Genomic DNA, 25,946 nt, shown 5'->3' on the forward strand with positions numbered 1-25,946 from the left:
GACCTCCTGGTCCGACTTGAAGTCCTTGGCGGACAGGGCGACTTCGCTCTTCGGAACCATCGGTACCTTCGGCACCAGGGGCAGTGTCTCAATGGTCATGAAGGGCCTCCGTGAGCGCCTGCGCGAGCTGTTCGGCCTTGAACGGCATGCCGTTGATCTGGGTGTGGCTGTGGGCGTCGACCGCGTAGGCGGCCCGGACGAGGGTGGCGAGCTGGCCGAGGTTCATCTCGGGGATCACCACCTTGTCGTACCTCTCCAGCACCGCGCCGAGGTTGGGCGGGAAGGGGTTGAGGTGGCGCAGGTGGGCCTGCGCGATCCGGCCGCCCTCCTTGCGGATCCGGCGCACGGCGGCGGTGATGGGGCCGTAGGTCGAGCCCCAGCCGAGGACGAGGGTGGTGGCGTCGCCGGTGGGATCGTCGACCTCCAGGTCGGGGACGTCGATGCCGTCGATCTTGGCCTGCCGGGTGCGGACCATGAAGTCGTGGTTGGCGGGGTCGTAGGAGATGTTCCCGGTGCCGTCCTGCTTCTCGATGCCGCCGATGCGGTGTTCGAGGCCGGGGGTACCGGGGATCGCCCAGGGGCGGGCGAGGGTGTGCGGGTCGCGTTTGTAGGGCCAGAAGACCTCGGTGCCGTCGTCCAGGGTGTGGTTGGGTCCCTGGGCGAACTGGACACGCAGGTCCGGCAACGCGTCGGTCTCGGGGACGCGCCAGGGTTCGGATCCGTTGGCGAGGTATCCGTCGGAGAGCAGGAAGACCGGGGTGCGGTAGCTGACCGCGATCCGGGCTGCCTCGATGGCCGCGTCGAAACAGTCGGCCGGCGTGCGGGGCGCGACCACCGGGACCGGGGCCTCGCCGTTGCGTCCGTACATCGCCTGGAGCAGGTCGGCCTGCTCGGTCTTGGTCGGCAGGCCGGTCGACGGGCCACCGCGCTGGATGTCGATGACCAGCAGGGGCAGCTCGAGGGAGACCGCGAGACCGACGGTCTCCGCCTTGAGGGTGACCCCCGGACCCGAGGTCGTGGTCACCGCCAGCGAGCCGCCGAAGGCCGCGCCGAGAGCCGCGCCCACGGCTGAGATCTCGTCCTCGGCCTGGAAGGTGCGTACGCCGAAGTTCTTGTGCTTCGACAGCTCGTGCAGGATGTCCGAGGCCGGCGTGATCGGGTAGGAACCGAGGAACAACGGCAGGTCCGCCTGCCGGGAGGCGGCGACGAGCCCGTACGACAGGGCCAGGTTCCCGGAGATGTTCCGGTAGGTCCCGGTGGGGAAGGTCTCGGCGGCGGGGGCGACCTCGTAGGAGACGGCGAAGTCCTCGGTCGTCTCGCCGAAGTTCCAGCCGGCGTGGAAGGCGGCGATGTTGGCGGCCGCGATCTCCGGCTTCCTGGCGAACTTCGACCGCAGGAACTTCTCGGTGCCGTCGACGGGCCGGTGGTACATCCACGACAGCAGACCCAGCGCGAACATGTTCTTGCACCGGTCGGCGTCCTTGCGCGCCAGCTCGAACGAGGCGAGCGCCTCGACGGTCAGCGTCGTCAGCGGGACGGGGTGGACGCGGTAACCGTCCAGCGAGCCGTCCTCCAGCGGCGAGGTCGCGTAACCGACCTTCTGCATCGCACGCTTGGTGAACTCGTCTGTGTTGACGATGAGTTGGCCTCCGCTCGGCACGTCCCCGACATTCGCCCTCAGCGCGGCGGGGTTCATCGCCACCAGCACGTTCGGCGCGTCGCCGGGCGTGAGGATGTCGTGGTCGGCGAAGTGCAGTTGGAACGACGAGACGCCGGGCAGAGTGCCTGCGGGGGCGCGGATCTCGGCGGGGAAATTCGGCAGGGTCGCCAGATCGTTGCCGAAGGTCGCCGTCTCGGAGGTGAACAGGTCACCTGTGAGCTGCATGCCGTCGCCCGAGTCACCCGAGAAACGGATGATCACCCGGTCGAGCTGCTCTGTCTGTTTCATCACCGGCAAGTGCCTCTCCCTGGGGCGGAATGCGCGTGTGCGGGCAGCACCCGTAGAGCCGTCGCGCCGACGGAGGGCTGGGCGCCCGCAGCGAGCGTAGGACGGCCACGAGAGAATTTCAATGGGCGTTGAATTGCGGCCGTCCGGAGGTCCGGCGCCCCGAGGTGTCGACGGTGGCCCGGCGTGATTTCGCGGTTGGCGTCGAGACGGGTGGGGCTGGTGTGGCTGGTGTGACTGATGGAGTAACAAAAGCCGCATTTTGCCCGATGGTTGAGGGTCTGGAGGGGCCGGAAAGCTTTGACCCTGGAAGTCACTGAATGTAGACTTCATGATCAGGTGAATTGATGTAACCGGGCGGAAAGCACGTCTTACGGGGGACTCGTGATGGAGAGGAAGTGCCGCCGTGGCCGAGGCTAGAGGAGTTTTCAACACCCGTCAGGCCATCATGCGGTCCGCGGCGGACCTGTTCGCCGAACTGGGCTACGGAAACGCGTCGTTGCGCGCCATCGCGGCCGACGCGGGCTGCGATCCGGCGCTGATCGCGCACTACTTCACCTCCAAGGAGGCTCTGTACGACGCGGTGGTCGCCGAGACGGTTCGGCCGGCCGGTGTGTTCCGGGAGGCGGTCGGGCGCCGGGACGCCGCCGCCGCGGAGTGGCTGCTGCGCCATGCCGTCGCCGACTGGGACGACTCCGTGCAGCGGCTGCGGATCCTCGGCGTGCTGCGGTCCGCGCTGGACCTGCCCGCAGCCAAGGCGCGCATCCGGCAGTCGCTGGTGCCGGAGGGGGTCGGCGAGGACGACGAGATCCGGCTGGCACTGGTCAGCAGCCTCTTCATCGGAGTCATGACGGCCCGTCACATGGACCTGCTGCCGCCCGAGCTCATGAAGAGCGACGAGGATCCCGAGGGGCTGGTGAGGGCGCTGGCACCGGTGGTCGCCGCGTACCTGGCCGCAGGCCCGACGGAGGACGAGGGCGGAGGCGGGGCGGCGCGGCGGTAGCGGGGCGCCGGTGCGGGCGGTGTCCGCGCAGCCCGCACCCGCACTCGCACCCGCACTCGCACCCGCACCCGCACTCGCACCCGCACCCGCACCCGCACCCACACCCGCACCCGCAAGCGGTCCTCCGTATGCGCGGCGACCTCGGCTGGCCGCTTCCGGGCCGACGCTGTTGGTGATTCCGTAGCGGTCGGTGTTTGGACAGTCTGTCCCGGCGCAAGCGCCACTTCGGCGGCGTGTCGCCGGGGCAAACTGTCCAATCATGAGCCCCGGACCACGGGGTCGACGACCCATGGCCTCAAGTCCTCGACGGCCGCGTCGATCCCCGACTCCTCGGCGAGCCGGCGGGGTGTTCGTGCCGAGGCTCGGCGCCCCCGCTGTCGGCCGCTGCGGCCCGCTGCGGGCACGTTCGGCATCCGTTGACTTGGCCGGCGGTCGGACCTCGCGTGCTCTCCGAGCCCCGTGGTTCCGGGGTCCGGCATGACGGTGCGGTGGGCCCGCCGGCGTGCTCCGCCCCACGTCCGCCCGCCTGACGCGGCCTCAAACCCGATGGCCACCAGTGATGTTGAACGGAGTGTCGGTGTCCGGATCGCGGTCATCCAGCTTGCGGTGTGGAATTCAGTGCTCGTAGACTTCATTGGAGAATGAATAACTCGCGGGCGCTGTCACTAGGGCAGTGGACCCAAGGAGGGAACATGGAATCGACTGACACGGGCGTGCAGGGGACTGCGCCGCCCGGTACCTCACGTGGTCCGGGCGCCGTCGCGAATCCGGCACGTTGGGTCGTCCTCGCGGTCACACTGTCCGCGATCTTCATGCAGATGCTGGACACCACGATCACGATGGTCGCGCTGCCCTCGTTGCAGAGCGACCTCGGCGCCACCTTCGCCGAGATCCAGCTCGTCGTCGCGGTCTACTCGCTCGCGTTCGCCTGTGTGCTGGTCACCGGCGGCCGCCTCGGCGACATCTACGGCCGCCGCAAGGTCTTCCTGATCGGCATGCTGGGCTTCACCGTCGCCTCGGTGCTCTGCGGCGCGGCTCCCGGTTCGACCTTCCTGATCGCCTCCCGGGTGCTCCAGGGCATGTGCTCGGGCCTGATGTTCCCCCAGGTGCTCTCGATCATCCAGGTCACCTTCTCGACGAAGGAACGCCCCAAGGCCCTCGCCATGTACGGCGCCTCGATCGGTCTCGGCACCGTGCTCGGCCCGGTGCTCGGCGGCTGGCTGATCGACCTGGACATCCTGGGTACGGACTGGCGGGCCATCTTCTACGTCAACCTCCCGGTCGGCCTGATCGCCCTGTGCCTCGGCCTGGCCAAGATCCCCGAGTCCTCCGCCGAGGACTCGAGCCGGCTCGACGTCGTCGGCGCGCTGATCCTCAGCGCCGGTCTCTTCAGTCTGATCCTGCCGCTCGTCATCGGCCGGGAGCACGACTGGCCCGGCTGGAGCCTGGTTCTCCTCGTGCTGAGCCCACTGCTGCTCGTCGAGTTCTTCGTGTACGAGAAGAAGCTGACGAAACTGGCCGGCAAGTCACCCCTGGTGCCGACGGGCCTCTTCAAGGAGCGCTCGTTCACCGTCGGCCTCATCATCAGCGTGGTGTTCTTCGCCGGCATCCCGTCGTTCTTCATGACCTTCTTCATGAGCCTGCAGATCGGCTTCGGCTACACCCCGATCTCCGCCGGTCTGGTCAGCCTCGGCTTCGCCCTCCTCATCGCCGTGGGGTCGGCCCGTTCGACGGCCGTGGTCAAGCGGCTCGGCACCAAGACGCTCGCGGTGGGCACCGGGTTGCTGCTCGTCGGCATGGCAGGTGTGATCGGCACCCTGCACTGGGCCGGTTCCGACCTGCACGGCTACCAGTTGATCCCGTCCCTGATGGTCGCCGGTCTCGGTGGTGGCTTCTTCCTCGCCCCGTGCACCGGGATCATCCTGGCCGGAATCCGTTCCCGTGAGGCGGGAGCCGCGTCCGGCATGCTGGCCACGGTGCAGCAGGTCGGCATCGCCATCGGCATCGCGGTCGCGGGCATCCTCTTCTACGGACTGCTCGGCTCCAACGCCGACGGTGCCGCGCAGGCGGCGGTGCCGCAGTTGCGGCAGGACCTGGCGGCGGCGGGGCTGAGCGAGGCTCAGCAGGACAAGGCCACGGCCGGGTTCGAGACCTGCTTCCACGACCGGATGAACCAGAAGGACCTCACCGAGACGCCGGAGAGCTGCGCGCGCATCGAGCAGGAGATGGCGAGCACGCCCGCACCTGCGGAGGTCAAGGAGAAGGTCCAGGCCGCCGTGCTCGGCGAGGCGGTGCCCGAGGCACGCAAGACCAACTTCGGCGACAGCTTCGAGCAGGTCGTGTACTGGCAGATCGGCTGCTTCGGCCTGTCCTGCCTGCTGGTCCTCGCCCTGCCGAAGGTCCGCCCGGAAGACGTCGGGGACGTGCCCGGCGGCGCCTGATCGGGCCCAAGTGTCCGGACAGGGACCACGGGTCCCGGAACACCTCGCGGCAGGCCGGGCGCCGCTCCGCATCTCCGGTCCGTGACCGGGGGCGGGGCGGCGCCGCCGCTGCGCGCCGCTGCCGCCCCCCGGCCCCAACCTCCGCGTACACGCGGTGAAAGGACGTCGTGAGCATCGTGTTCTGGGTTCTGACGCTCGGCGTCGCATCGGCTCTCGCGTACGCGGCCGCGGCCGTCGCCCAGCGGGCCGTGGCCACCCGCGACCGCGGGACCGACCACGACGCCGGCGCGGCATCCGACGCCCCGCGCGGACGTCGGCGCGCCGTCCGCCCGGTGACGTGGCTGGTCGCCCTGCTGTGCAACGCGCTGGGTGCCGCCCTGCACGCGGCGGCGCTGCGCTACGGCTCGCTCGTCGCCGTGCAGATGCTCGGCGTGCTCACCCTCGTGGCGGCGCCCCTGCTGTCCGGCGTGGTGACGCGCCGCCGTACGACCGGTGCGCAGGCGCGGGGCATCGCGCTGACCGTGACCGGTGTCGCAGGCCTGCTCTGCCTCACCCGGACCGCCGAGCCGAGCCGTGCCCTGGACTCCTCGGAGGCGACCGAGGTGGTCGCCCTGACCGTCGTGGTGCTCGGCGCCGCGATAGCCGCCGGTGCCGTGTCCCGGCGGACGTCGGCCACGAGCCTGTGGCACGCGCTCGCCGCGGGGGTCGCCTTCGGGGCCGCGTCGGCCCTGACGCAGACCGCGGTGCTGGAACTGACGGGCGGGGGAGCGGAGGCGAGCTCGACGGGCCTTGCCGTACTCGCCGTGGCGGGGGTGGCCTGTCTGGCGTCGGCCGGGCTCGCCCTGTGTCAACTGGCGTACCGGGGCGGCCTGGTGGCACCGCTGGCCACCCTGACCCTGGTGAATCCGCTGTACGCCGCCGTCATAGGCGTCGTCGTACTCGGAGACCGCTACGCGACCGGAGTGCCCGGTGCGCTGGCCTCGGCCGCCGCGGCGTTCGCGGCGGCTCGAGGAGTCTTCGTACTGGCCCACGCGGGGCCGTCGGGGGAGCGGGAACCGCTGCCCCCGTGTGAGCCGCTACTCCCGTGTGAGCCGCTACTCCCCGGTGAGCCGCTCGAAGTGGACCTCGACGGCCGGCACGAACCACTCGACGAGTTTCTCGAAGTCGAGCGAGGCAAGCGGCTCCACCTGGAGGACGTACCGGAGCAGCACCAGGCCGGCGAGCTGCGCTGACACGAGGGAGCCGAGCGCCGGAGTCCGGTCGGTCTCCTCGGGGACGAGCTGCCGTACGCAGGCGGCGAAGCCTTCCTCGATCTGGTCCCGGAACCGCTGGGACGTCGCCTCGTCGGACAGTCCCGTCCGGTAGACGGCGACCATCGCGGGCCGCGTCGTCTCGTCCTCCCAGAAGGAGAGGAACGTCCGCGCCACCTGTTCGCCGGGGCGCTCCAGGGGCGTTTCGCGGCCGGTGTCCGTCAGGGCGTCGAAGAGAGCCGACACGTCGAGACGGGAGGCGATCGCGTCCCGGAACACCCCTTCCTTGTTGCTGAAGAAGTGATGGATCAGGGCCGGGTCGACCTGTGCCTGCTGGGCGATGCCGCGCATGGTGGTCCCGGCGTAGCCCTTGGCCGCGAAGAGTTCGAGTGCCGCGGTGAGGATCTGTTCCTTGGTGCTGGTCTGTCCCGGGCGTCGTCCGCCGCCGCGCGAGGGCGGCCGGGCGGCCCGCGCGGCGGCGGACGGGGGCGCGGTGGCCTTCTTCGCGCAGGGGATCCCGTTACCGGTGCTCACTAGGCCCCCTTCATGTTAATTCATGTTTCGTAGAAATCCACGGTACAGCATTCCACATGGGACGACTCCCCGGTAGGGAGCATTCCGGCACCCCCGCGCCGGTGTCGAGTCCCGCCGGCCGTCGTGGCGGAAGCTGGCCGGATCCGGTCAGTGTCCGGCCGGTCGGCGCCCTCGGGAAACCGCTTGCGGCACAGAGAACCGCCGCCCCTGGGCTCTCGTCGGTGAGCCCGTACGGGACGGCGGTCGTTCTGCCCGGATCCTCCTTGTGGCGCGGGCCCTTCACGGCCCCGGGGAAACCCCCGCGGGGGCGCTCACCGCTCGACGTCCGGCAGGACGGTGGCGCCCCGGGTGAGGACCCGCTGGACCATGTACGGCGCCTTGCGTTTGGCCCACAGCAGCACCTTGATCCGCTTCAACGGCGTGAAGTTGTAGTAGCGGTCGGCCGGATCGCCGAAGGCGAAGAGCGGCGGGATGAACGAGGCCGAGCGCAGTTGGCCGAAGATCCGCTCGGCCGCGGCGCCCGGCGCCAGCCGGTTGTCGGCGACCTGTCGCAGCGTCCGGTCCAGGTCGTCGAAGAGTGCGACGAAGCCCGGGTAGACCGGGAACCACAGCCCGGCCCCTCTGCGGCGCCCCAGCTCGTCCCACTGACCGGGACGTCCTGGCCGGGCGAGGGCGTCGTTGCGGGCCCGCTTCAGGGACAGCGCGGCGAACATGGAGTGCAGCAGCCACACCCGGCAGAAGGCGTTCCAGAGCCGGAAGTCGGTGGTCGCGGCGAGCGCCGAGCGCAGCAGCCGGTCTCCGTGCTCGACGAGGTCCGCCTGGAACGCCTCCAACGGCCGGAAACGCTCCACCGACCAGTCGCAGGACCGTGCGGCCCCGATGATCCGGGCCGCCGCCTCGTGGACGAGTTCCGCGGTCAGGGTGACGTCCCGGGAGAGGGTGAAGTCGCAGCGTACGGCGGACCGGTCCAGGACGACGAAGCCGTCGCCGGCGGCCGCGGTGGCCGCGTACTGCCACGGCTCCGAACCGGCCCACGGACGGACCGCGGTGGCCTCGGCGAACTGCCACTCCAGGTCCGGGAACCGGCGGATCAGTTGCCGGAAGTCGTCCTCCGCCGACGCCGACCGCTGCGGCCACAGCTTGGCGTCGAGGCTCACCGACACGCTGGTGAGCGCGGCCTCGCCGGTACGCTGCTCGCCGAACGGCACGAGCTGGATCCAGCCGCCGGGGAACACCACCTGGGTGGTGCCGCCCGTCCAGGGCGTGCCGCGCTCGCCCGGGTCCACGCGCCGCTCCAGCGGCCGTACGCCCCGCAGATGGGCGGTGAGGACCCGCGAGGAGTGGCTCAGCGGGCGCAGCGCGGGGCCGTTGTCCAGCCGCTCCAGCATGGGGGCGTCGGGCCCGGACATGTCGACGACGAACTCGGCGCCGACCGTGCCGCCGTCGGCCAGCTCGATGGCGAAGTCCCCGGCCTCGCCCCGTACTTCGGTGAAGACCGGCCGCCCCTGCGGGATCCGGCTGCCGTAGTTCACGGCGAGCCGGTGCACCCAGGCGTCGACGTCCGGGCGGTACAGGTGCGACTCGCCGTGCTCGCTGGGCACGTTGAACTGCACCACCTGCTGTCGCCGTACGAGCGCGCCGGGCCGCGCGTACACGAAGCCGATGCTCGACTTGACGCCCGAGGTCCGCCGGATGTCCGCGGGCAACTGCCCAAAGTGTCCGAGCGTGGCCAGTTCGGGCACGTCGTAGCGGCGGGCGAGCAGTTCGAAGACCTCGGCGGTGTACGGGACCGTGGTCTCGCCGGCCGGAGCGGTGGCGTCGTGCGGCGAGTCGACGAGGACCACGTCCAGGCCGGCGCGGGCCAGGATCGCGGCGAGCATGCCGCCGCCGAGGTGGGCGCCGAGCACGGCGACGGTGTGCCGGGCCCCGCTCCCAGGCCGTACGGGGGCGGGCTCGTCCGCCGGGTCGAAGGGCAGCGCGGACTCGGCGGCGCCCACCGCCTCGGCGCCCTCGTCCCAGTCGCCGCCCCGGTCACCGGATGCGCCCGCGTCCGCGTCCGCCGCCGTCTTCGTCACCGTCCTCGTCACCGTCACCGGCCTGTGCGCGGTCCGCGGCGGAGTCCCGCTCTCCGCCGCCCCTTTCGCCGCCGTTCCCTCGCGTGCGTCCTTCGACTTGTCCTGTGGCATCTCCCCGTCCTCCTTCATGAGTGCCTGCGGAAACGGGAGCGCAGGAATCCGCCGAGTGCTCCGGCCACCACGGGGCCGGTGTCCGCTGCCGCCGAGCCGCGCTTGGCCCAGAGCATGGTCCGGATCATGCGGGCCGGGTTCGGGTTGTAGAAGCGGTTCGCCGGGTCGTGCAGACCGAACGGCGGCGGCGCGTAGCCGTCGTCCTGCAACAGGTCGAACAACTCGCCCGTGGCCCGGTCCGTCGTCATCAGACCCGCCTCGACGTCCCGGCAGGCGGACCACGCGGCGTCGGTGATCTTGTTGAAGCCGACGCTGGCCGGGAAGAGCGCGCCGGGATGCGGCTGCGCCTCCAGCTCCCGCCAGATCAACGGGTCCTTGCTCGCCTGGAAGCGGGTGAGCGCGTCCTGCGCGTTGAGCGTGCCGAGGACCGTCCCCAGCGCCCACATACGAAACGTGCCGTTCCACATGCCGTAGTCACGGAACGAGGTGAACGAGGACGCCACCACGTCGTCGTGGGCCCGGACGAGCCCCTGCTGCAGCGCCTCGATGTGCCCGAACCGCTCGGCGGAGAAGTCGTCGTCCCTGACCGCCTCGATGAGCTGCCAGGCCAGCGAGTTGACCACGTCGGTGGTGTTGGTCAGGCCGCGGGAGAACAGCGCGTCGACGAAGCCCGCGGCGTGCGAGGTCAGGCAGAAGCGGTCGCCCACGACCTGGTGGGAGGAGTACTGGAGCCGGCCGGTGGAGACCCACGGCCGGGCCGCCTTGGCATGCTTGAACTGCGGGGCGACGGCCGGGAAGCGCTCCAGGAACTGGGCGAACTCCTGCTCCGGCGGGGTGTCCGTTTTGGGGTGCCTGCGCGGGTCCAGAGTCAGGCCGACGCTGCACAGCCGGTTGGTGGCGCCCCGGTGGTTGTCGAACGGGATGACCCACAGCCAGCCGCCGTCGAAGACGTGGTGGAGGGTCCCCTGGTGCCAGGGGCTCGGGTTGTCGTGCGCCTGCCCCGCCGGGCAGTCGTCGTAGGGGCGCACCCCGAGCATGTGCGTGAACATGGTCCGCGAGTGGGTGCGCTGGCTCGGCACCTCGTCGCGCAGCGCGAACTTCCGGGCCAGGGGCGAGTTGTGGCCGCCCGCGTCCACGATGTACCGGGCGCGGATGTCGGGCCCGTCCGCGACCGCGAGGGTCACCCCCGAACCGTCCGTCTCGACGTCCGTGACGCGGGTGTTCAGCCGTGGCACGGCTCCGTAGCGGAGCGCCACGTTGAACATGTAGGCGTCGACGTCCTGGCGGAACATGTGGGACTCGGTGGACAGCGCCACCGGGATCACGAACTGGTTGATCTCGTAGGGGTCCTGCCGCTCGCCCTCACGGTGGTACACGAAGCCGAAGTTGCGCTTCTGGCCGGAGTTCGAGGACACCTTGGAACGCATCGTGGAGAAGTGGCTCAGATGCGCGATCTCCGGCACCCCGTAGCGCGCCGCGAGAATCCGCAGCATCACGGAGGTGTACGGGATGGTGGACTCGCCGACCGCGAAGCGCGGGTGGGCGCCGGCGTCGATCAGGACGGTCTTCACCCCGTTGCGGGACAGGATGGCCGCGAGGATGGAGCCGGCGATCCCGGAGCCCAGGACGGCGACGTCGTGGACGACCTTGCCGGGCGAGTCGGACGCGGACAACGGTTGCATGATGCTCTCTTCTCCAGAGGTCGGGACGGGGTCGTTCTCGGTGGTCACGTCTGGTCCGCGAGCCGCTTCTGGCCGGACGCGTCGGTGGCCGGGTACTTCTCCTCGAGCAGCTCCTGGAGGAATGAGCCCCAGTGGATGCCGGGGCAGGCGAAGAAGTCACGGCTGTTGATCTCCAGGCGGAGATCGTCCCGGCAGCGGCTGATCAGCTCCATCACCATCAGGCTGTCGAGGCCCATGTCCGCGAGACGGGTGTCCTCGGTGAGCGTGTCCAGCTCCAGCCGCAGGATCCCGGAGAGCTGGACGCGGATGTAGTCGTTCAGTTCCGCGAGGCGCTCCTCCCGCCCGAGACCCGCCAACCGGGCGGTCAGCGAACCCGGTTCGGCGTCCTGTCCGGCCGCCGCCGCCGGGGGAGCGCTGCGGATCTCGCTGAGGATCGGCCGCTCCCGTCGGGCCTCCATCAGATCGCGGAACAGCGCCCAGTCCGCCGAGCACACCGTGCGGTTGGCGACCCCGTCGACCACGGCCTCGCCGAGCAGTTCGAGGGCGTACTCGGGATTGAGCTGGTGCAGGCCGATGGAGCGCAGAAACGCCATCACCTCGTCGTCCGCGAGCCCGGAGGCGGCGCCCCACGGACCCCAGCCGACGGTCGTGGCGGCCAGGCCCCGCGACTGCCGGAAGTGCGCGAAGGAGTCCAGGAAGGCGTTGGCCGCCGCATATCCCGCCAGATGCTGCGAGCCCCAGACCGAGGCGATCGACGAGAAGGAGACGAACAGATCGAGGTCCTGGTCGGCGGTCGCGTTGTGCAGCGCCCAGGTGCCCGCCACCTTCGGGTGCAGGCAGCGGTCGTACGTCCGCGGGTCGCTCTCCCGCAGGAACTGCGGCTCCGACAGTCCGGCCGCGTGCACCACCCCGCGCAACGGCCGCCCGGACAGCCCGAGCTGGTCGGTCAGCGAGCGCAGCGCCGTCTCGTCGGCGACGTCCAGCGCCGCCACCCGTACGTCGGCGCCCTGGGCCTCGATCCGGCGGACCCCGGCGATCCGCAGCGCTGTCGCGTCGTCCAGACCGGGGTCGTCCCAGGCGGCGCGCTCCGGCAGACCCCTGCGGCCGGCCAGGACGACGGTCCCCGCGCCGGACCGCGCGAGCCACTCGCCGAGCAGCAGCCCGAGACTGCCCAGACCGCCCGTCACGAGATAGCTGCCGAGGTCGCTCAGGCGCGGTGCGGGGCGCGTCGCCGACGCGTCGCCGGAACCGGCGGCCACCAGGCGGGGCACCAGGACCGCGCCGCCGCGCCGGGCCGTCAGGTCCTCGGCCGTGCGGCTCGCGAGGAGACCGGCGATCTGCTCCGCCTCGTCCGCGGCGCCCGCCGGGTCCAGGTCCAGCAGCCCGCCCCACAGCTCGGGGTGTTCCAGAGCCGCCACCTTGCCGAGCCCCCACAGCGGGGCCGCGGGCAGGCAGATCCCGTCCTGCTCGGGTCCGGTCCACTGGGCGCCCCGGGTCACCACCCACAGCCGGGTGACGGCCTCGTCGACGGCCAGCTTCCGGGCCGCGGCCAGGAAGACGTGCTCGGCCTGCTCCCGTGCCACGCCCGCCGACGCGTCGTCGTACCCGGACACCGGCAGGTCGAGGCCGCTGAGCAGCACCAGGTGCGCGAACGGCGTGTCGCCCGAGAGCGCCGCCAGGACCGCGTCCACCGAGGCATCCGCCCGGGTCACCACCGCCCCGCGCAGGGCCAGCCGCTTGGCCACGGACTCCGGCACCCCGGTGTCCGCGTCGACGCCGCCGGAGCCGGGGCCGCCGGCGCCGACCAGCAGGACCCGCTCGTCGCGCAGGTCGTGCGGGGTGAACGCGGCCGGGTCCGCAGGCCGCCAGACCTGCTCCCAGACGGTCTCCTCGCGGACACTGCGCGGCACGTCCCGCCCGTCCCGCCCATCCTGCCCGTCCGGGGCCGACGACCGCAGATGAACGTTGCGCATCATGATCAGCACGCTGCCGTCGGAGCCCAGGATCTCCAGGCCGCCGCGCAGCTCACCGTCCGCCTCGGCCGGGTCGAGCCAGCCGTGGATGTAGCGGCGGGTCCCGCCCGGCACCGCCGTCGGCGTGGGCACGGCGTCCGGGTCGGGGGCGTGGGCCGACTGCCGCAGCAGCCCGAGCGTCAGGTCGAGCAGCGCGCCCCGGGGCAGCTCCTCGGCGGCCCGGTTGACCTCCGCCAGCACCTCGCCCGCACCCCGGTACACCTCGGTGAGCACCGGCTGTGCCCATCCGGGCACGTCGATGTCCGCCGGGTTCGCCGGAACGCACCGGGCCCGTACCGACTCCAGGTCCCCGCCCGCCGGACGGGAGTCCGAGTCCGTGGGACGGCGCACCAGCACACCGCGGGCGTGCAGCCGCCAGCTACCGCTCTCGGCGACGTCGACTCCGTGCCGCGAGAAGCACAGGAACAGCGAACGGCCCTCGTCGTCCTGGGGCAGCACGTACACCCGTATGCGGTCCGGCCGGTGCTCCGGGTCGAGGAGCAGCGGTTCGCCGACGACGAAGCGGTCGACGAGCCGGGGCTGGGCGCCGGGCAGCTTGGCGGCGCCCGCCAGCGCCCAGTTGCAGAAGCCGCCCGCCGTCACCGACCGGCGGCCGTCCGCGTCCGTCTGGACGAACACCTCGGACACGTCCTCCAGACTCGGCGAGAACGTGGGCGGACCCGACAGCAGGTGCCCCTCGAACAGGGCCCCCGGCGCGTCGTCGGCCGCGGTGTCCGCCGGAGCGCCGCCGGTGGCGTCGTCGTTGAACCAGTACCGCTCGCGCTGCCACGGGTAGCTGGGCAGCGTGGTGCGGCGCGGCAGTTCGTGCGCGTGCACCGCGTTCCAGTCCACGGGGACGCCACGGTGGTGCAGCGCGCCCAGGGCCTGGCCGACGATGTGCGCGTCGTCGCGGTCCCGGCGCAGCGAGGGCACCCAGCCGACCCCGTCCTCGGGCAGGCAGCGCGCGCCCAGACCCAGCAGCACCGGCGCCGGTCCGAGCTCCAGGAAGGTACGGCAGCCCGTCTCGTACAGCGCGGTGACGCCGGCGTAGAAGCGGACCGGCGCGAGAACGTGCTCCGACCAGTACTCGGGGCGCAGTTGCTCTGGCCCCCACTCCTTGCCGGTGACGTTGGAGACGAGCGGGTACTTCGGCCGGTTGAACGTCAGCGTCTCGGTGACCTTGCGGAACTCGTCGAGCATCGGGGCCATCAGCGGCGAGTGGAAGGCGTGCGAGACGACCAGCGCGCGATGCTTGACGCCGCGGGCGGCCAGCAGGGCGACGACCTCGCCGACCTCGTCCTCGGCGCCGGACAGGACCACGTCGGTCGGACCGTTCACCGCCGCCACCGCGACCCGCGGCAGCGGCCCGGCCTCGGCGATCGCCGCCCGTACCGTCTCCTCGTCGCAGACCAGCGTCTCCATCACGCCGCCCGGCGGCAGCGCCTCCATCAGCCGGGCGCGGGCCGTCACCAGCCGGGCCGCGTCCTCGAGCGAGTGCACCCCGGCGACGCAGGCCGCGGTGATCTCGCCCAGGCTGTGCCCGATCAGCGCGGTCGGCCGGATGCCCCAGGACTCCCACATCCGCGCCAGCGCGTACTCGACGGCGAACAGCGCGGGCTGCGTGAAGCCCGTCCGGTTGATGCGCCCACTGTCCCCGGCACCCGCGAGGACCGGCCCCAGCGGCTGGTCCAGGTGCCGGTCGAGCGCCGCCACCGCCTCGGCGAGCGCCCCGGCGAACACCGGCTCGGCGGCGGCGAGACCGGCCGCCATGCCCGCGTACTGCGAGCCCTGCCCGGTGAACAGCCAGCCCAGCCGGCGTGCCGTGGCGCCCGTCGGCGCGTGCGACGTCACCTGGTCGGCGCGCTCACCGGCGGCGAACGCCGCGAGGCCCGCGGCGAGCTGGTCACGGTCCCCGGTGACACTGAGCCCGTGCTTCATCCGGGCCCGCCCGACGTGCGTCGAGTAGCAGATGTCCGACAGTCCGCGCGCGTCGGCGGCCCGCACCGGAGCCTCGTACGTGCGCGCCATCGCCCGCAGCGCCTCGGTGCTGTTGGCGCTCAGGGTCAGCAGGCCCACGTCGCGGGGCGTGCCCTCACGGGGGGCGGGACGCGGCGCCTCGCCGATCACGGTGTGCGCGTTGGTGCCGCTCGCCCCGAAGCTGCTGACACCGGCCAGCCGGCGGCCCTCGGGCCAACGGGTCTCCTCCGCGGTCACCTTCAGCTTCAGTGTGTCCCAAGGGACCTGCGGGTTCGGGTCGTTGAGGTGCAGGTGCCTGGGCAGCGTGTCGTGCTGCACCGCCAGGACGGCCTTCAGCATGCCCGCGGCGCCCGCGGCCGGCTCCAGGTGGCCGATGTTCGTCTTCACCGAGCCGACCAGCAGCGGCCGGTCCGGGGCGCGGTCCACACGGGTCACCGCGTCCAGCGCCTTCAGCTCGATCGGGTCGCCCAGTTGGGTGCCGGTGCCGTGCGCCTCGACGTAGGTGAGTTCGGCGGGGGCGACCCCGGCGTCCCTGAGCGCGGAGCCGATCACGTTCTGCTGCGCCGACGGGTTGGGCACCGTCAGACCGCTGCTGCGCCCGTCGTGCTCCGTCGCCACCCCGTGCACGACGGCCAGGATCCGGTCGCCGGCCGCCTCTGCCTCGCTCAGCCGCTTCAGGACGAACAGCGCGCCGCCCTCACCGCGCGCGTAGCCGTCCGCGGACGCGTCGAAGGTCTTGCAGCGGCCGTCGGGAGACAGCGCCCGCAACTTGCTGACGAGCACGAAGCCGTACGGCGACAGCATCAGGTTCACACCGCCGACCAGCGCCATGTCGCAGGCGCCGGACCGCAGCGACAGCACGGCCTGCTCCAGGGCCACCAGCGACGACGAGCACGCCGTGTCGATCACCATGCTGGGACCCTGGAAACCGAACGTGTACGAGATGCGCCCGGCCAGGAAGCTCGGCTCGCCGATCAACTGGTAGGCGTCGACGTCGGCCATCGCGCCCTTCTGCTGGCGCATCCGCACGTAGTCACTGGTGCTGGCGCCGAGGAAGACACCGGCCCGGCTGCCCTCCAGCTCGGCGGGCGGCAGGCACGCGTTCTCCATCGCCTCCCAGGCCAGTTCCAGCACCAGCCGCTGCTGCGGGTCCATGCCCGCCGCCTCCCGCGGCGAGATGCCGAAGACGGTCGGGTCGAAGGCGTCGACGGGTCCGTCGAGGAAGTTCCCCGACAGCGTGTACGCGGTGCCCGGGTGGTCGGGGTCGGGGTCGTAGAAGCCGGCGGTGGAGTGCCGCTCCTCGGGGAACTGCGACGTCGAGTCACGGCCCTCGGCCAGGGACTGCCAGAACTCCTCGGGCGTGGCACCGCCCGGCAGCCTGCAGGACAGTCCGACCACGGCGAGGGGCTGCGGCTTCTGCAGCTCCTGGACCCGGGCGCGCAGACTGCGGATGGTGCCGAGCGAGTCCTTGAGCCGGCCGCGCAGGACATCCTGGCTCGGCTGCCCGGAGTTGCTGTTCGTCATCGGTTCTCCTCAAACCCAAGCGTCCGTTCGTCGGAGATCTCCGCCTCCAACTGGCGTAGCAGTTCGTCGTCGTCGAGGTCGTCCAGCCCGTCCGCGTCCCGCGCCCCCTCGCCCTCGCCCCGGTCGGCCGCGTCCGCGGCCCGGGAGGCGTCGTCGGGCGCGGGGCCGCCGTGGCCGAGCCGGTCCAGCAGATGCGTGGTGAGCGCCACCACGGTGGGATGCTCGAACGCCACCGTCGAGGACAGCTCCGTCTCCAGCTCCCGCGACAGCCTCAGCCGCAGCGTCAGCGACATGACCGAGTCCATCCCGAGGTCGAAGAAACCCTGGTCGGCGCGGAGTTCGTCCTCGGACAGGCCGAGTACGGCGGCGACCTGGGCGCACACCCAGTCGAGCATCCGGTCCCGTCGCTGCACCGGGTCGAGAGCGCCGAGACCGGCCACGAACTCGGTGCCGCCACTGCGCTTCGCGGCCCCCAGGACGCTGCGGAACAGCTCCCGGTGCGGGGCGTCGGCGAGCGCCGCCCCGAACAGCTCCCAGTCCACGTCGGCCACACAGGTGTGCACCGTGTTGTCCCAGGCCAGCAACGAGAGCGCGGCGACCAGGTCCCGCTCCCGCAGCGGGGCGATCCCGCTCGACTTGAGCAGGAGAATCGTCCGTTCGTCGAGGAGCGTGCTGCCCTCCATCGGCATCAACTCCACATGCGACACCGGCAGTCCGCCGGCCCGCCGCCGGGCGGCCAGCGCCCGCAGCGACCAGTCGGACGGCGCGGCCGCGCCCGTGACGGCACCGCCCCACGTGCCCGGCACCGAACCCAGCAGCACGAACAGGCGTACGGGATCCTTCTCGGTGAGGCGGTGCAGCAGCTCGGCCGTCCCGGCACGGTTCAGCTCGGCGTTCACCGTGGACTCGGTGGTCTCCTCCAGCGGAGTCGCCACCCCCGGAGAACCCGCGCACACCACCCCCGCGATCCCGACGTCCGCACGCAACTCCTCCACCAGAGCGGTCAGTTCCGTACGCGACCCCTGTGTCCGGGCCGTGCGGATCTCGGCGCCGGCAGCGTGCCAGCCGTCGATCCGGTCCTCGCCGGGCCACCGCTCGCCGCCCGCGGGCTCGGTATCGGCGAGCACGATCCGCCGCGCTCCCGCGGCCACCAGCCAGTCGACCACCGGGGCCGCGAGGACGCCGCCCGCACCGGTCACCAGATGCCAGCGGTCGGCCGTCAGCGGGCGGTGCGCGCTCCGCTCCGGGGCCTGCGCCCGCACCAGTGAACCGACCTGCACGGAGGAGTGCTCCACCTGGATGTGCTCGTCACCGGGCGGGCACAGCAGCCGGGTCACCAGGGTGCGCAGTTCCTCCGCGCTGCCCCGGCTCAGGTCGACATGGCCGCCCCAGGCGTCCGGCCGGGTCATCGCGAGGGTGCGGCCGAGGCCGGCGTGCGCCCCCTGGTTGCCGTCGGGGAAGCCCTCGTGGCCGGTCGGCAGCAGCGCCTGCCGGGTGACCAGCCACAGCCGGGGCGCACCGCCCTCGACATCGGCGAGCGCGGTCGTCAGCGCCGTCGTGACCCGCCATCCGTCGGGACGCGACTCCAGGTCCTCCAGCGGCCACAGGTCACAGATCGCCGTCGTCGACTCGTTGGCGTGCGCCGCGAGCAGCGTCTGCCACGCCTCCCGGTCCGCCGGGTCCAGCCGCAGCTCGCGTCCGGCACCGCCGCCCGACGACGGTGCCGCGTCCAGCGAACGCACCCGGCGCACCTCGTGGCCCGCGGCCCGCAGGCCCTCGGCCACCGTCCCCGCCAGATGCTCGGTGTCACCGCACACCAGCCAGCGCGTCGCGGGCGCGGCGAGGCCGCCGTCCCGGTCGGCGGGCCGCTGCCCCGCGGGACTCCACACCATCCGGTAGAGGAGATCCGACAGCCGGTCCCGCTCCGCGTCGGCCCCCGCCTCGTCCGGGGAACCGGCGAGCCGCAGCCCGGCCAGTTCCGCCACGGCCCGCCCGGCCGAGTCGAGCACGCTCACGTCCGCCTCCGGCAGCCCGTCCACGCCGAACCGCACCGGCCCCCGGCACACCCGAAGGGTCCCCTCCACCGCCGACCTGACCCGCACGGAGGCAACGGCACCGACGACCGGCTCCCCGGGGGCGACGGGTCCTGTTCCGGGGGCGGTGAGTCCTGCTCCGGCGGTGACGGGTCCTGTGCCGCCACCGGTGGGTCCTGTGCCGGCGGTGGTGGGTCCTGCTCCGGTGGTGGCGGGCCCTGTGCCGGCGGCGGCGGATCCTGCTCCGGTGGTGGCGGGTCTTGTCCCGGCGGTGGTGGGTCCTGTCCCGGTCGCGGTGGATCCTGTGCCGGTGGCGGCGGGTCCTGTCCCGTCACCACCAGTTCCTGTCCCGGCGGTGATGAGTCCTGCCTCGGCGGTGACGGGTCCTGCTTCTGCGGTGGCGGGTCCTGTCCCGGTCGCGGTGGATCCTGCTCCGGTGGCGGCGGGCCCTGTCCCGGCGGCGGTGGATCCTGCTTCTGCGGTGGCGGATCCTGTCCCGTCACCGGTGGGTCCTGTGCCGGTCGCGGTGGATCCTGCTCCGGTGGCGGCGGGCCCTGTCCCGGCGGCGGTGGATCCTGCTTCTGCGGTGGCGGATCCTGTCCCGTCACCGGAGGTGTCCGTCACCCCGGGCGTGGTCGTGCCGTCCGGGGCGCTCGCGGCGTCCGCCACCAGGCGTACCGCCAGCCGGAGCACGTCTGCGGGCAGGCGGTGGCGGGACATGCCGTCGGGAAGCTCCACGGTCACCGCCGCACACCCGCGTCCGCTGTCGGCCGACCGCACGCCGAGCGCGGGGAAGAGCGCGCCCAGCGTCGCCCGCAGCGGTTCGTCGTCGGCCAGCCCGTCGAAGTCGGCCGGCGCAACGACGGATCCGCCGCCCGACGCCGCCGTGTTCGCCGTGAGCGCCGGCCCGGCCGGTGTGTCCCCGGCGAGCCGACGCAGCACCACACTGCCCTGCCGGGTGTCGACCACGGCCTGCAACCCGGCCCGCGTGTCCTCGTCCACAGGCGGCGCCACGCCGAACCGCACGTCGTCCAGGGCCGGTGCCGGACCGCCCGTCGCCGCGGCACTGCCCAGCGCCGCCTCCAGGAGCCCGGCCGCGGACACCGTCGTACCCGCCCCGGACGTCGTCACCTGCCAGGGGCTGCGCGTGCCGTCGAACGCCACCGGGAGCAGCGCCGTCCACGGGGCCGTCGTCGGCCGCACCGGCGCCCCGACGAGCGCGCCGCGCGCCGCCGAACCGTCCACAGGCGCGTCCGGCAGCCAGTGCTCCTTGCGCTGCCACGGATAGGCCGGCAGATCCACGACCGTGCGCCCGGGTCCCGCGAACGCGGCCCAGTCGACCGGGGCGCCCTGCGCGTGCAGCACACCCAGCGCGGTCAGCAGCGAGCCCACCTCGTCCTCGTCACGGACCAGCGACGGCAGCACCACCGGCCGCTCCACACCGGCCTCCCGCAGCGACTCCTCGGCCCCGGACACCAGCACCGGGTGCGGGGAGATCTCCACGAACACCCGGTCCCGCGGGTCCTCGACCGCGCTCACCGCGTCCTGGAAGAGCACCGTGTCGCGCAGATTGCGGCCCCAGTACTCGGCGGTGAGCGCCGAACCCGGCAGCTCGCCGCCCACCACCGCGGAGTAGAACGGCACGCGTGTCCCGGACGGCACCAGGTCACCGAGCCCGGAGACCAGCCGTTCCCGCAGCGGCTCCGTCAGCGGTGAGTGCGGGGCCACCGGCACCTTCACCCGGCGTACGAACACATTCGCCTCGGCCAGCTCAACGGACAGTTCCTCGAGCGCCGCGAGATCCCCGGCGACGACCGTCGTCCGCGGCCCGTTGACCGTGGCGACGTCCAGCTTGTCCTCGTACAGGACCAGATACGGCGCGAGTTCCCGCCGGGGCAGACCGACGACGATCGAGCCGCCGGTGCCGACGATCGTGTCCAGCAGCCGCGAGCGCAGGCAGAGGATCTCCGCCGCCTGCGCCAGGGTCAGCGCCCCGGCCGCCCACGCGGCGGCGACCTCGCCCATGCTGTGTCCGACGACCGCCTCCGGCACCACGCCCCAGCTCCGCCACAGCTCGACCAGACCGACCTGCACGGCGAAGATCAGCTCCTGCGGGATGCCCTCGTCGAAGGGCCGGCTGTCCGGCTCGCCCCGCAGCGACGCCAGCGGTGACCAGGCGATCCACTTGCGCATCTCCTCCTCGCAGGCCTCCACGGCCGCCCGGAACACCGGCTCGCCCGCCAGGAGTTGCCGGCCCATCCCGGCCCACTGCGAGCCGAACCCGGAGAAGACGAAGACACAGGAGCGGGCGGCCTCCGCGCTGCCGGTCAGCACGCCCGGGTGCTCCTCGCCCCGGGACAGTGCCCGCAGCGCCGAGCGGACCCCGACGACGTCCTGGCCGACCACGACGGCCCGCTGGTCCAGATGGCTGCGCCGCACCGACGCGGTGTACGCGAGGTCGGCGAGCGTGCGCGCGCTGCTCGACTCCAGCAGCCCCAGGTACCGCTTCGCCGCGCCGGGCAGCGCCGTCCGCTGCGCCGCCGACAGCGGCAGCGCGAACCGCGCGGGAGGCGTGGTGTCCGCCTCCTCGGCGGCCCGTGACCGCTCGGGGGGCTCGGCCACCAGCACATGCGCGTTGGTGCCGGTGAAACCGAAGGAGCTGACGCCCGCTATCCGGCGCCGGCCCTGTTCCGGCCAGTGCGCCGAACCCTCGGCGATCCGCAGGCCCAGCCGCTCCCAGTCGATCTGGCGGGTCGGCTCGGTGGTGACTCCGATGTGCGGGGCGATCCGCCCGTGGTGCACCGACAGGACCGTTTTGATGAGGCCCGCCATGCCGGCGGAGGCCTCCAGATGGCCGATGTTGGGCTTGGCCGACCCCACCACCAGCGGGGCGCCGTCGCCGTCGCCGTCGCCCGTTCCACCCGGACGCAACGCCTGGGCGAGCGCCCGCAGTTCGATCGGGTCGCCGAGCGGGGTGCCGGTGCCGTGTGCCTCCGCGTAGCCGACCTCGGGGCCAATCAGGCCCGCCTGCTCCAGCGCCTGGTGGATGAGCGCGCGCTGCGCGGAGCCGTTCGGGACGGTCAGGCCACTGCTGGCGCCGTCCTGGTTCACGGCGCTGCCCGGCAGCACCGCGTAGACCCGGTCGCCGTCGGCGAGCGCGGTGGACAGCCGCTTGAGGACGACCGCTCCGGAGCCCTCGCCGCGCAGATAGCCGTCGGCGGCCTCGTCGAAGGTGCGGCAGTGGCCGCTGGGGGAGAGGGCGCCGCCGGCCGAGACCGAGACCGGGATCACCGGGCTGAGGATCACGTTGACACCGCCGGCCACCACCAGGTCGCTCTCGCCCTGCCGCAGGCTCTGCATGGCCAGGTGTACGGCGGTCAGCGAGGAGGAGCAGGCGGTGTCCACGGCCATGCTCGGGCCGGTCAGCCCGAGGAAGTAGGAGAGCCGTCCGGAGGCTCCGGCGAACGAGTTGCCGGTGCCGTAGTAGAGGTCCACGTCCTTCAGGTGGCTGCCGACGTGCTGGGCGTGGTCGGAGCTGTTCATCCCGACGAACACGCCGGTGGCGGAGCCGCGCAGCCGGTCCCTGGTGGCGCCGGCGTCCTCCAGCGCCTCGTAGGCGACCTCCAGGAAGAGCCGGTGCTGCGGGTCGAGGCTGCGGGCCTCACGCGGCGAGACCCGGAAGAAGGCCGCGTCGAACCCGCGTACGTCGTCGAGGTAGCCGCCGCGCAGCGAGGTGATGGTACCGGGTGTCCAGGCCCCGTCGGACAGGAACGCCTGGCCGTCCCAGCGGTCCGAGGGCACGTCACGGATGACCTCGCGGCCGTCGGTGAGGAGCTGCCAGTAGTCCTGTACGGAGGGGCTGCCGGGGAAGCGGCAGCTCATGCCGACGACGGCGATCGGGTCGTCGGCGGGTGCGGGTGCGGGTGCGGGTGCGGGTGCCTGTGCGGACGCCTCGGCGGGGACGGGGACGGGGACGGGGACGTGGACCGGCGGTGCCGCCGCCTGTGCCGTTCCCGTCGCGCGCGTCTCTCCCGTCGCGGCCGCCGCGGCCACCTGGGGCAGCAGATGGTCCACCAGCTCGTCCAGGCAGGGGTGTTCGAACGGGGTGGAGAGCGGGATGTCGAAACCGAGCCGGATACCGAGGCGGTCCACGAACTCCACGATGCTCAGCGAGTCCAGACCGAGGTCGGCGAAACCGCGCCGGGGCGGGATGCGCCGGTCCGGGTCCTGGCCGAGGACCTCGGCGAGCACCCCGGACGTCAGCCGCAGCAGCGACCTGCGCTCGCGGTCCGTGCCGCCCGCGCGCTCCGCTGCCGCCGCCGCCTCCTTCCCGGTCCCGTCCGCCACCGCGCCCGCAGGGGGATGGAACGGAGCGGTGGCGGACGGGACGACTTCCCGGCCCGGCCCGTCGGGGGGCGGGACCGCGACCGGGAGGTCACCGGCGGAGCGCGGCGGCTCCGCCGGGGTCGTGGGGCCGCCCGTTCCGGCGGCGTTCAGCTCGACGTGCTGGGCGGGCCCGACCGGGTTCCCGGCCGGGTCCAGCAGTTGCACCGCGAGCCGGGCGGGCGCCGTCCGGTCGTCCGGGACCGCGCCCGGCGCGTACTGCGTGCCGGGTGTCACCTCGGGCAGCCAGAACGACTCGTGCTGCCAGGGGTGCCGGGGCAGTTCGGTGAGATTGCCGGGCAGCAGCCGGGCCCAGTCGACCTCGGCGCCCGCGCAGTGCAGTTCGGCGAGCGAGGACAGCAGCGTCGCGGGCCCGTCGGCGTCCCGGCGCAGCGAGCCGACCGCGACCCCCTGGCGGCGCAGTGTCTTCAGAGCGTCGTTCAGGGGGCGTACGAGGGTGGGGTGCGGGCCGATCTCGATGAAGTCGGCGCCCCGGTCCTGGAGCAGCCCCCGCACCGCCGGCCACAGCCGCACCGGACTGACGACGTTGGCCGCCCAGTACCCGGCGTCCAGCACGGGCACCGGTTCCTCCGTGCTGACGGTGGACACGAACGCCTCGGGGGTGGCCGATGCCGCCAGAGCGTCCAGCTCGCCCCGGAGCTGCTCGGCGTACGGGGCCATGGCCGGGCTGTGGAAGGCGTAGTTGCCGGGGACGAACCGCGCGGTGACGGAGCTCTCGCGCAGCAGGGAGGCGATCGCGGTGAGGTCGTCCTCGGACCCGGCGAGGACCGTGGCATTCGGTCCGTTGACGGTGGCGACGGTGACGGCCCGGCCGGTTCCGGTGGCGGCGGCCAGCGCCTCCTCCTCGGGGAGCGCCACCGCGAGCATCCGCCCGGTGCCCGCGGCGGCGCTCATGACGCGCCCGCGCCGGACCGCGAGGTCCAGCGCGGTGCGCAGGTCGAGGGCGCCGGTGAAACAGGCCGCCGAGATCTCGCCGAGGCTGTGGCCGATGACCTTGTCCGGCTCGACCCCGCGCTCGCGCCACACCTCGGCGACGGCCAACTGAAGGGCCACGACCGCGGGCTGGGCGAGTTCGGTGGCGGCGAGATCGCCGGCGCCGAGCAGTTCGCGCAGCGGGGGCAGGCCGGCCTCGCGCAGCACCGCGTCACTGCGTTCCAGGACGGCGGCGGCGACCGGCTCGCGGTCCCACAGGTCCAGGCCCATGCCGCTCCACTGCGAGCCCTGACCGGAGAAGACGAAGACGGTCCGGTGCCGTCGCCGGGGCTCGGCCGTGCCGGTGACGGTCCGCTCGTCGGGGGAGCCGTCGGCCAGTTCGCGCAGCGAGGCGCGCAGTTCCCCGGCGTCGGCGCCGACGACGGTGGCGCGCGCCTCGTGGTGGGTGCGGCGGACGGCGGCGGTGTGCAGGACGTCGGCCAGCGGCCGGTCTTTGTCGAGCGCCTCGGCCAGGTCCCGTGCGCGTTCCCGCAGCGCGGTCTCGGTGGACCCGGACAGCAGCAGCACCCGGGGCGCCGCCTCCCCGGATCCGGCGGCCGGCGCGGCGGAGGCCGGCGTGGCGGCGGTCTCGGGCGGCGCGGAGAGCAGCACATGCGCGTTGGTGCCGCTGAGGCCGAAGGCGCTCACGCCGAACAGCGTGTCCTCGTCCGCGTCCAGCGGGCGGGCCTCGGACGAGATGCTCAGCGGACCGTCGGCCCACGGGATCGCGGGGTTGGGAGTGTCGAGGTGCAGTTGCGGCGGGACCAGACGGTGCCGGGCGGTCAGGACGGTCTTGATGAGGGCGGCGACACCCGCGGCGGCGTCGGTGTGCCCGAAGTTGGCCTTGTGCGAGCCGATGTGCAGCGCGCGGTCCCCGTCCCGTCCGGGACCGAAGAGCCGCGACAGCGCGAAGGCCTCGATCGGGTCGCCGAGCGGTGTGCCCGTGCCGTGCGCCTCCACGTACGCGACCCGGTCCGGTGTGGCGCCTGCGCGGTCCAGGGCGTCGCGCAGCAGCATCTCCTGGGCGGTGGCGTTGGGCACGGTCAGACCGGCGCTGCGCCCGTCGTGGTTGAAGGCGCTGCCGCGGATCACCGCGAGCACCTGGTCGCCGTCGGCGAGCGCGTCGTCGAGCCGCTTCAGTACGACGACACCGCAGCCCTCGCCCCGTACGATGCCGTCCGCGTCGGCGGCGAAGGGCTTGCAGCGGCCGGTGGGGGAGAGGGCCTGCACCTTGCTCATGAAGATGGACAGCTCGGGCGCCGCCAGGACGTTGACACCGCCGGCGAGCGCGGTGTCGGCCTCGCCGCAGGCCAGGCTGCGGCAGGCCAGGTGCACCGCCACCAGGGACGAGGAGCAGGCCGTGTTCACGGAGAGCGCCGGCCCGTGCAGGCCCAGGGTGTAGGCGACCCGGCCCGGCGCGAAACTGAACTCCTTGCCGCTGGCGTAGTAGGGGTCGATGCCCTTCACTCCGCGGGTCTTGGAGTGCAGCAGCGTGTAGTCCATCCCGAGCATGCCGAAGAAGACCCCGGTACGGGACCCGGCCAGCCGGGGCTTGGTGAGTCCCGCGTGTTCCAGGGCCTCCCAGGAGACCTCCAGCAGGAGGCGCTGCTGCGGGTCCATCTCGCGCGCCTCGCGGAACGAGATGCCGAAGAAGTCGGCGTCGAACCGGTCGAGTCCGGGGAGCACACCGGCGTGGCGGCAGTACCCGGTGCCCGGTGCCGAGCCGTCCTCGCTGACGTACTCGGAACCCCAGCGTTCCGGGGGGATCTCCCCGATCACGTCGACGCCGTCCCGCAGGACGTTCCAGAAGGAGTCGGGACCGTTCACACCACCCGGGTAACGGCACCCGATGCCGACGAGGGCGATGGCCGGATCGGTGGTGATTCCGTTGCGGGCGGGCATGAATCCCCCTCATGGAGAGCGGCGGTCGGGCCGATGACGAGCCGTCCGGGCGCGGCAGGGTGCGCGGTCGGGTGCGCGGCA

8 protein-coding genes are annotated in these 25,946 nt (G+C 72.9%); 2 read left to right on the forward strand and 6 right to left on the reverse strand.

Translation table 11 applies throughout. The annotated features are described in order from the left end of the window. Window positions 1-88 precede the first annotated feature (88 nt). On the reverse strand, window positions 89-1,948 hold the full coding sequence (locus tag KUM40_RS14040) for a 2-oxoacid:acceptor oxidoreductase subunit alpha (protein WP_217166472.1): 1,860 nt from the start codon (window positions 1,946-1,948) through the stop codon (window positions 89-91). A 403-nt stretch (window positions 1,949-2,351) separates the two neighbouring features. On the opposite strand from KUM40_RS14040, the gene KUM40_RS14045 reads away from it, so the two are divergent. Continuing rightward, window positions 2,352-2,948 carry a TetR/AcrR family transcriptional regulator gene (locus tag KUM40_RS14045; protein ID WP_217166199.1) on the forward strand — a complete coding sequence of 199 codons (597 nt, stop codon included), beginning with the start codon at window positions 2,352-2,354 and terminating at the stop codon, window positions 2,946-2,948. 692 nt (window positions 2,949-3,640) lie between these two features. Continuing rightward, window positions 3,641-5,389, forward strand: coding sequence for an MFS transporter (locus tag KUM40_RS14050; RefSeq protein WP_217166201.1), 1,749 nt, complete (start codon window positions 3,641-3,643; stop codon window positions 5,387-5,389). Window positions 5,390-6,483: 1,094 nt separating this feature from the next. On the opposite strand, the gene KUM40_RS42415 is transcribed toward KUM40_RS14050, so the two are convergent. From KUM40_RS42415 to KUM40_RS14075, 5 genes are all read right to left on the reverse strand, one after another. Then, entirely contained in the window at window positions 6,484-7,173 is a 690-nt protein-coding gene (locus KUM40_RS42415) for a TetR family transcriptional regulator (protein ID WP_217166202.1), read from the reverse strand. Window positions 7,174-7,484: 311 nt separating this feature from the next. Then, the gene (locus tag KUM40_RS14060) at window positions 7,485-9,359 is read right to left on the reverse strand and encodes an NAD(P)/FAD-dependent oxidoreductase (protein WP_217166204.1); all 1,875 of its coding nucleotides are present in this window, start codon (window positions 9,357-9,359) and stop codon (window positions 7,485-7,487) included. Window positions 9,360-9,373: 14 nt separating this feature from the next. Further along, window positions 9,374-11,041, reverse strand: a complete 1,668-nt coding sequence (locus KUM40_RS14065; protein WP_217166206.1) for an NAD(P)/FAD-dependent oxidoreductase — start codon at window positions 11,039-11,041, stop codon at window positions 9,374-9,376. 44 nt (window positions 11,042-11,085) lie between these two features. Continuing rightward, entirely contained in the window at window positions 11,086-16,554 is a 5,469-nt protein-coding gene (locus KUM40_RS42120) for a type I polyketide synthase (protein WP_217166208.1), read from the reverse strand. Then, entirely contained in the window at window positions 16,551-25,865 is a 9,315-nt protein-coding gene (locus tag KUM40_RS14075) for a type I polyketide synthase (protein WP_217166209.1), read from the reverse strand. Before KUM40_RS14075 ends, KUM40_RS42120 begins: the two co-directional genes overlap by 4 nt. Window positions 25,866-25,946: the final 81 nt, after the last annotated feature.

It is taken from the genome of Streptomyces sp. AC512_CC834 (assembly GCF_019049325.1).
Taxonomy (GTDB): domain Bacteria; phylum Actinomycetota; class Actinomycetes; order Streptomycetales; family Streptomycetaceae; genus Streptomyces.

What these genes read in the sequence shown, in the direction of transcription:
- KUM40_RS14040 (WP_217166472.1), bottom strand. Translation starts at nt 1,948, where the DNA reads ATGAAACAGACAGAGCAGCTCGACCGGGTGATCATCCGTTTCTCGGGT.
- KUM40_RS14050 (WP_217166201.1), top strand. Translation starts at nt 3,641, where the DNA reads ATGGAATCGACTGACACGGGCGTGCAGGGGACTGCGCCGCCCGGTACC.
- KUM40_RS14060 (WP_217166204.1), bottom strand. Translation starts at nt 9,359, where the DNA reads ATGCCACAGGACAAGTCGAAGGACGCACGCGAGGGAACGGCGGCGAAA.
- KUM40_RS14065 (WP_217166206.1), bottom strand. Translation starts at nt 11,041, where the DNA reads ATGCAACCGTTGTCCGCGTCCGACTCGCCCGGCAAGGTCGTCCACGAC.
- KUM40_RS42120 (WP_217166208.1), bottom strand. Translation starts at nt 16,554, where the DNA reads ATGACGAACAGCAACTCCGGGCAGCCGAGCCAGGATGTCCTGCGCGGC.
- KUM40_RS14075 (WP_217166209.1), bottom strand. Translation starts at nt 25,865, where the DNA reads ATGCCCGCCCGCAACGGAATCACCACCGATCCGGCCATCGCCCTCGTC.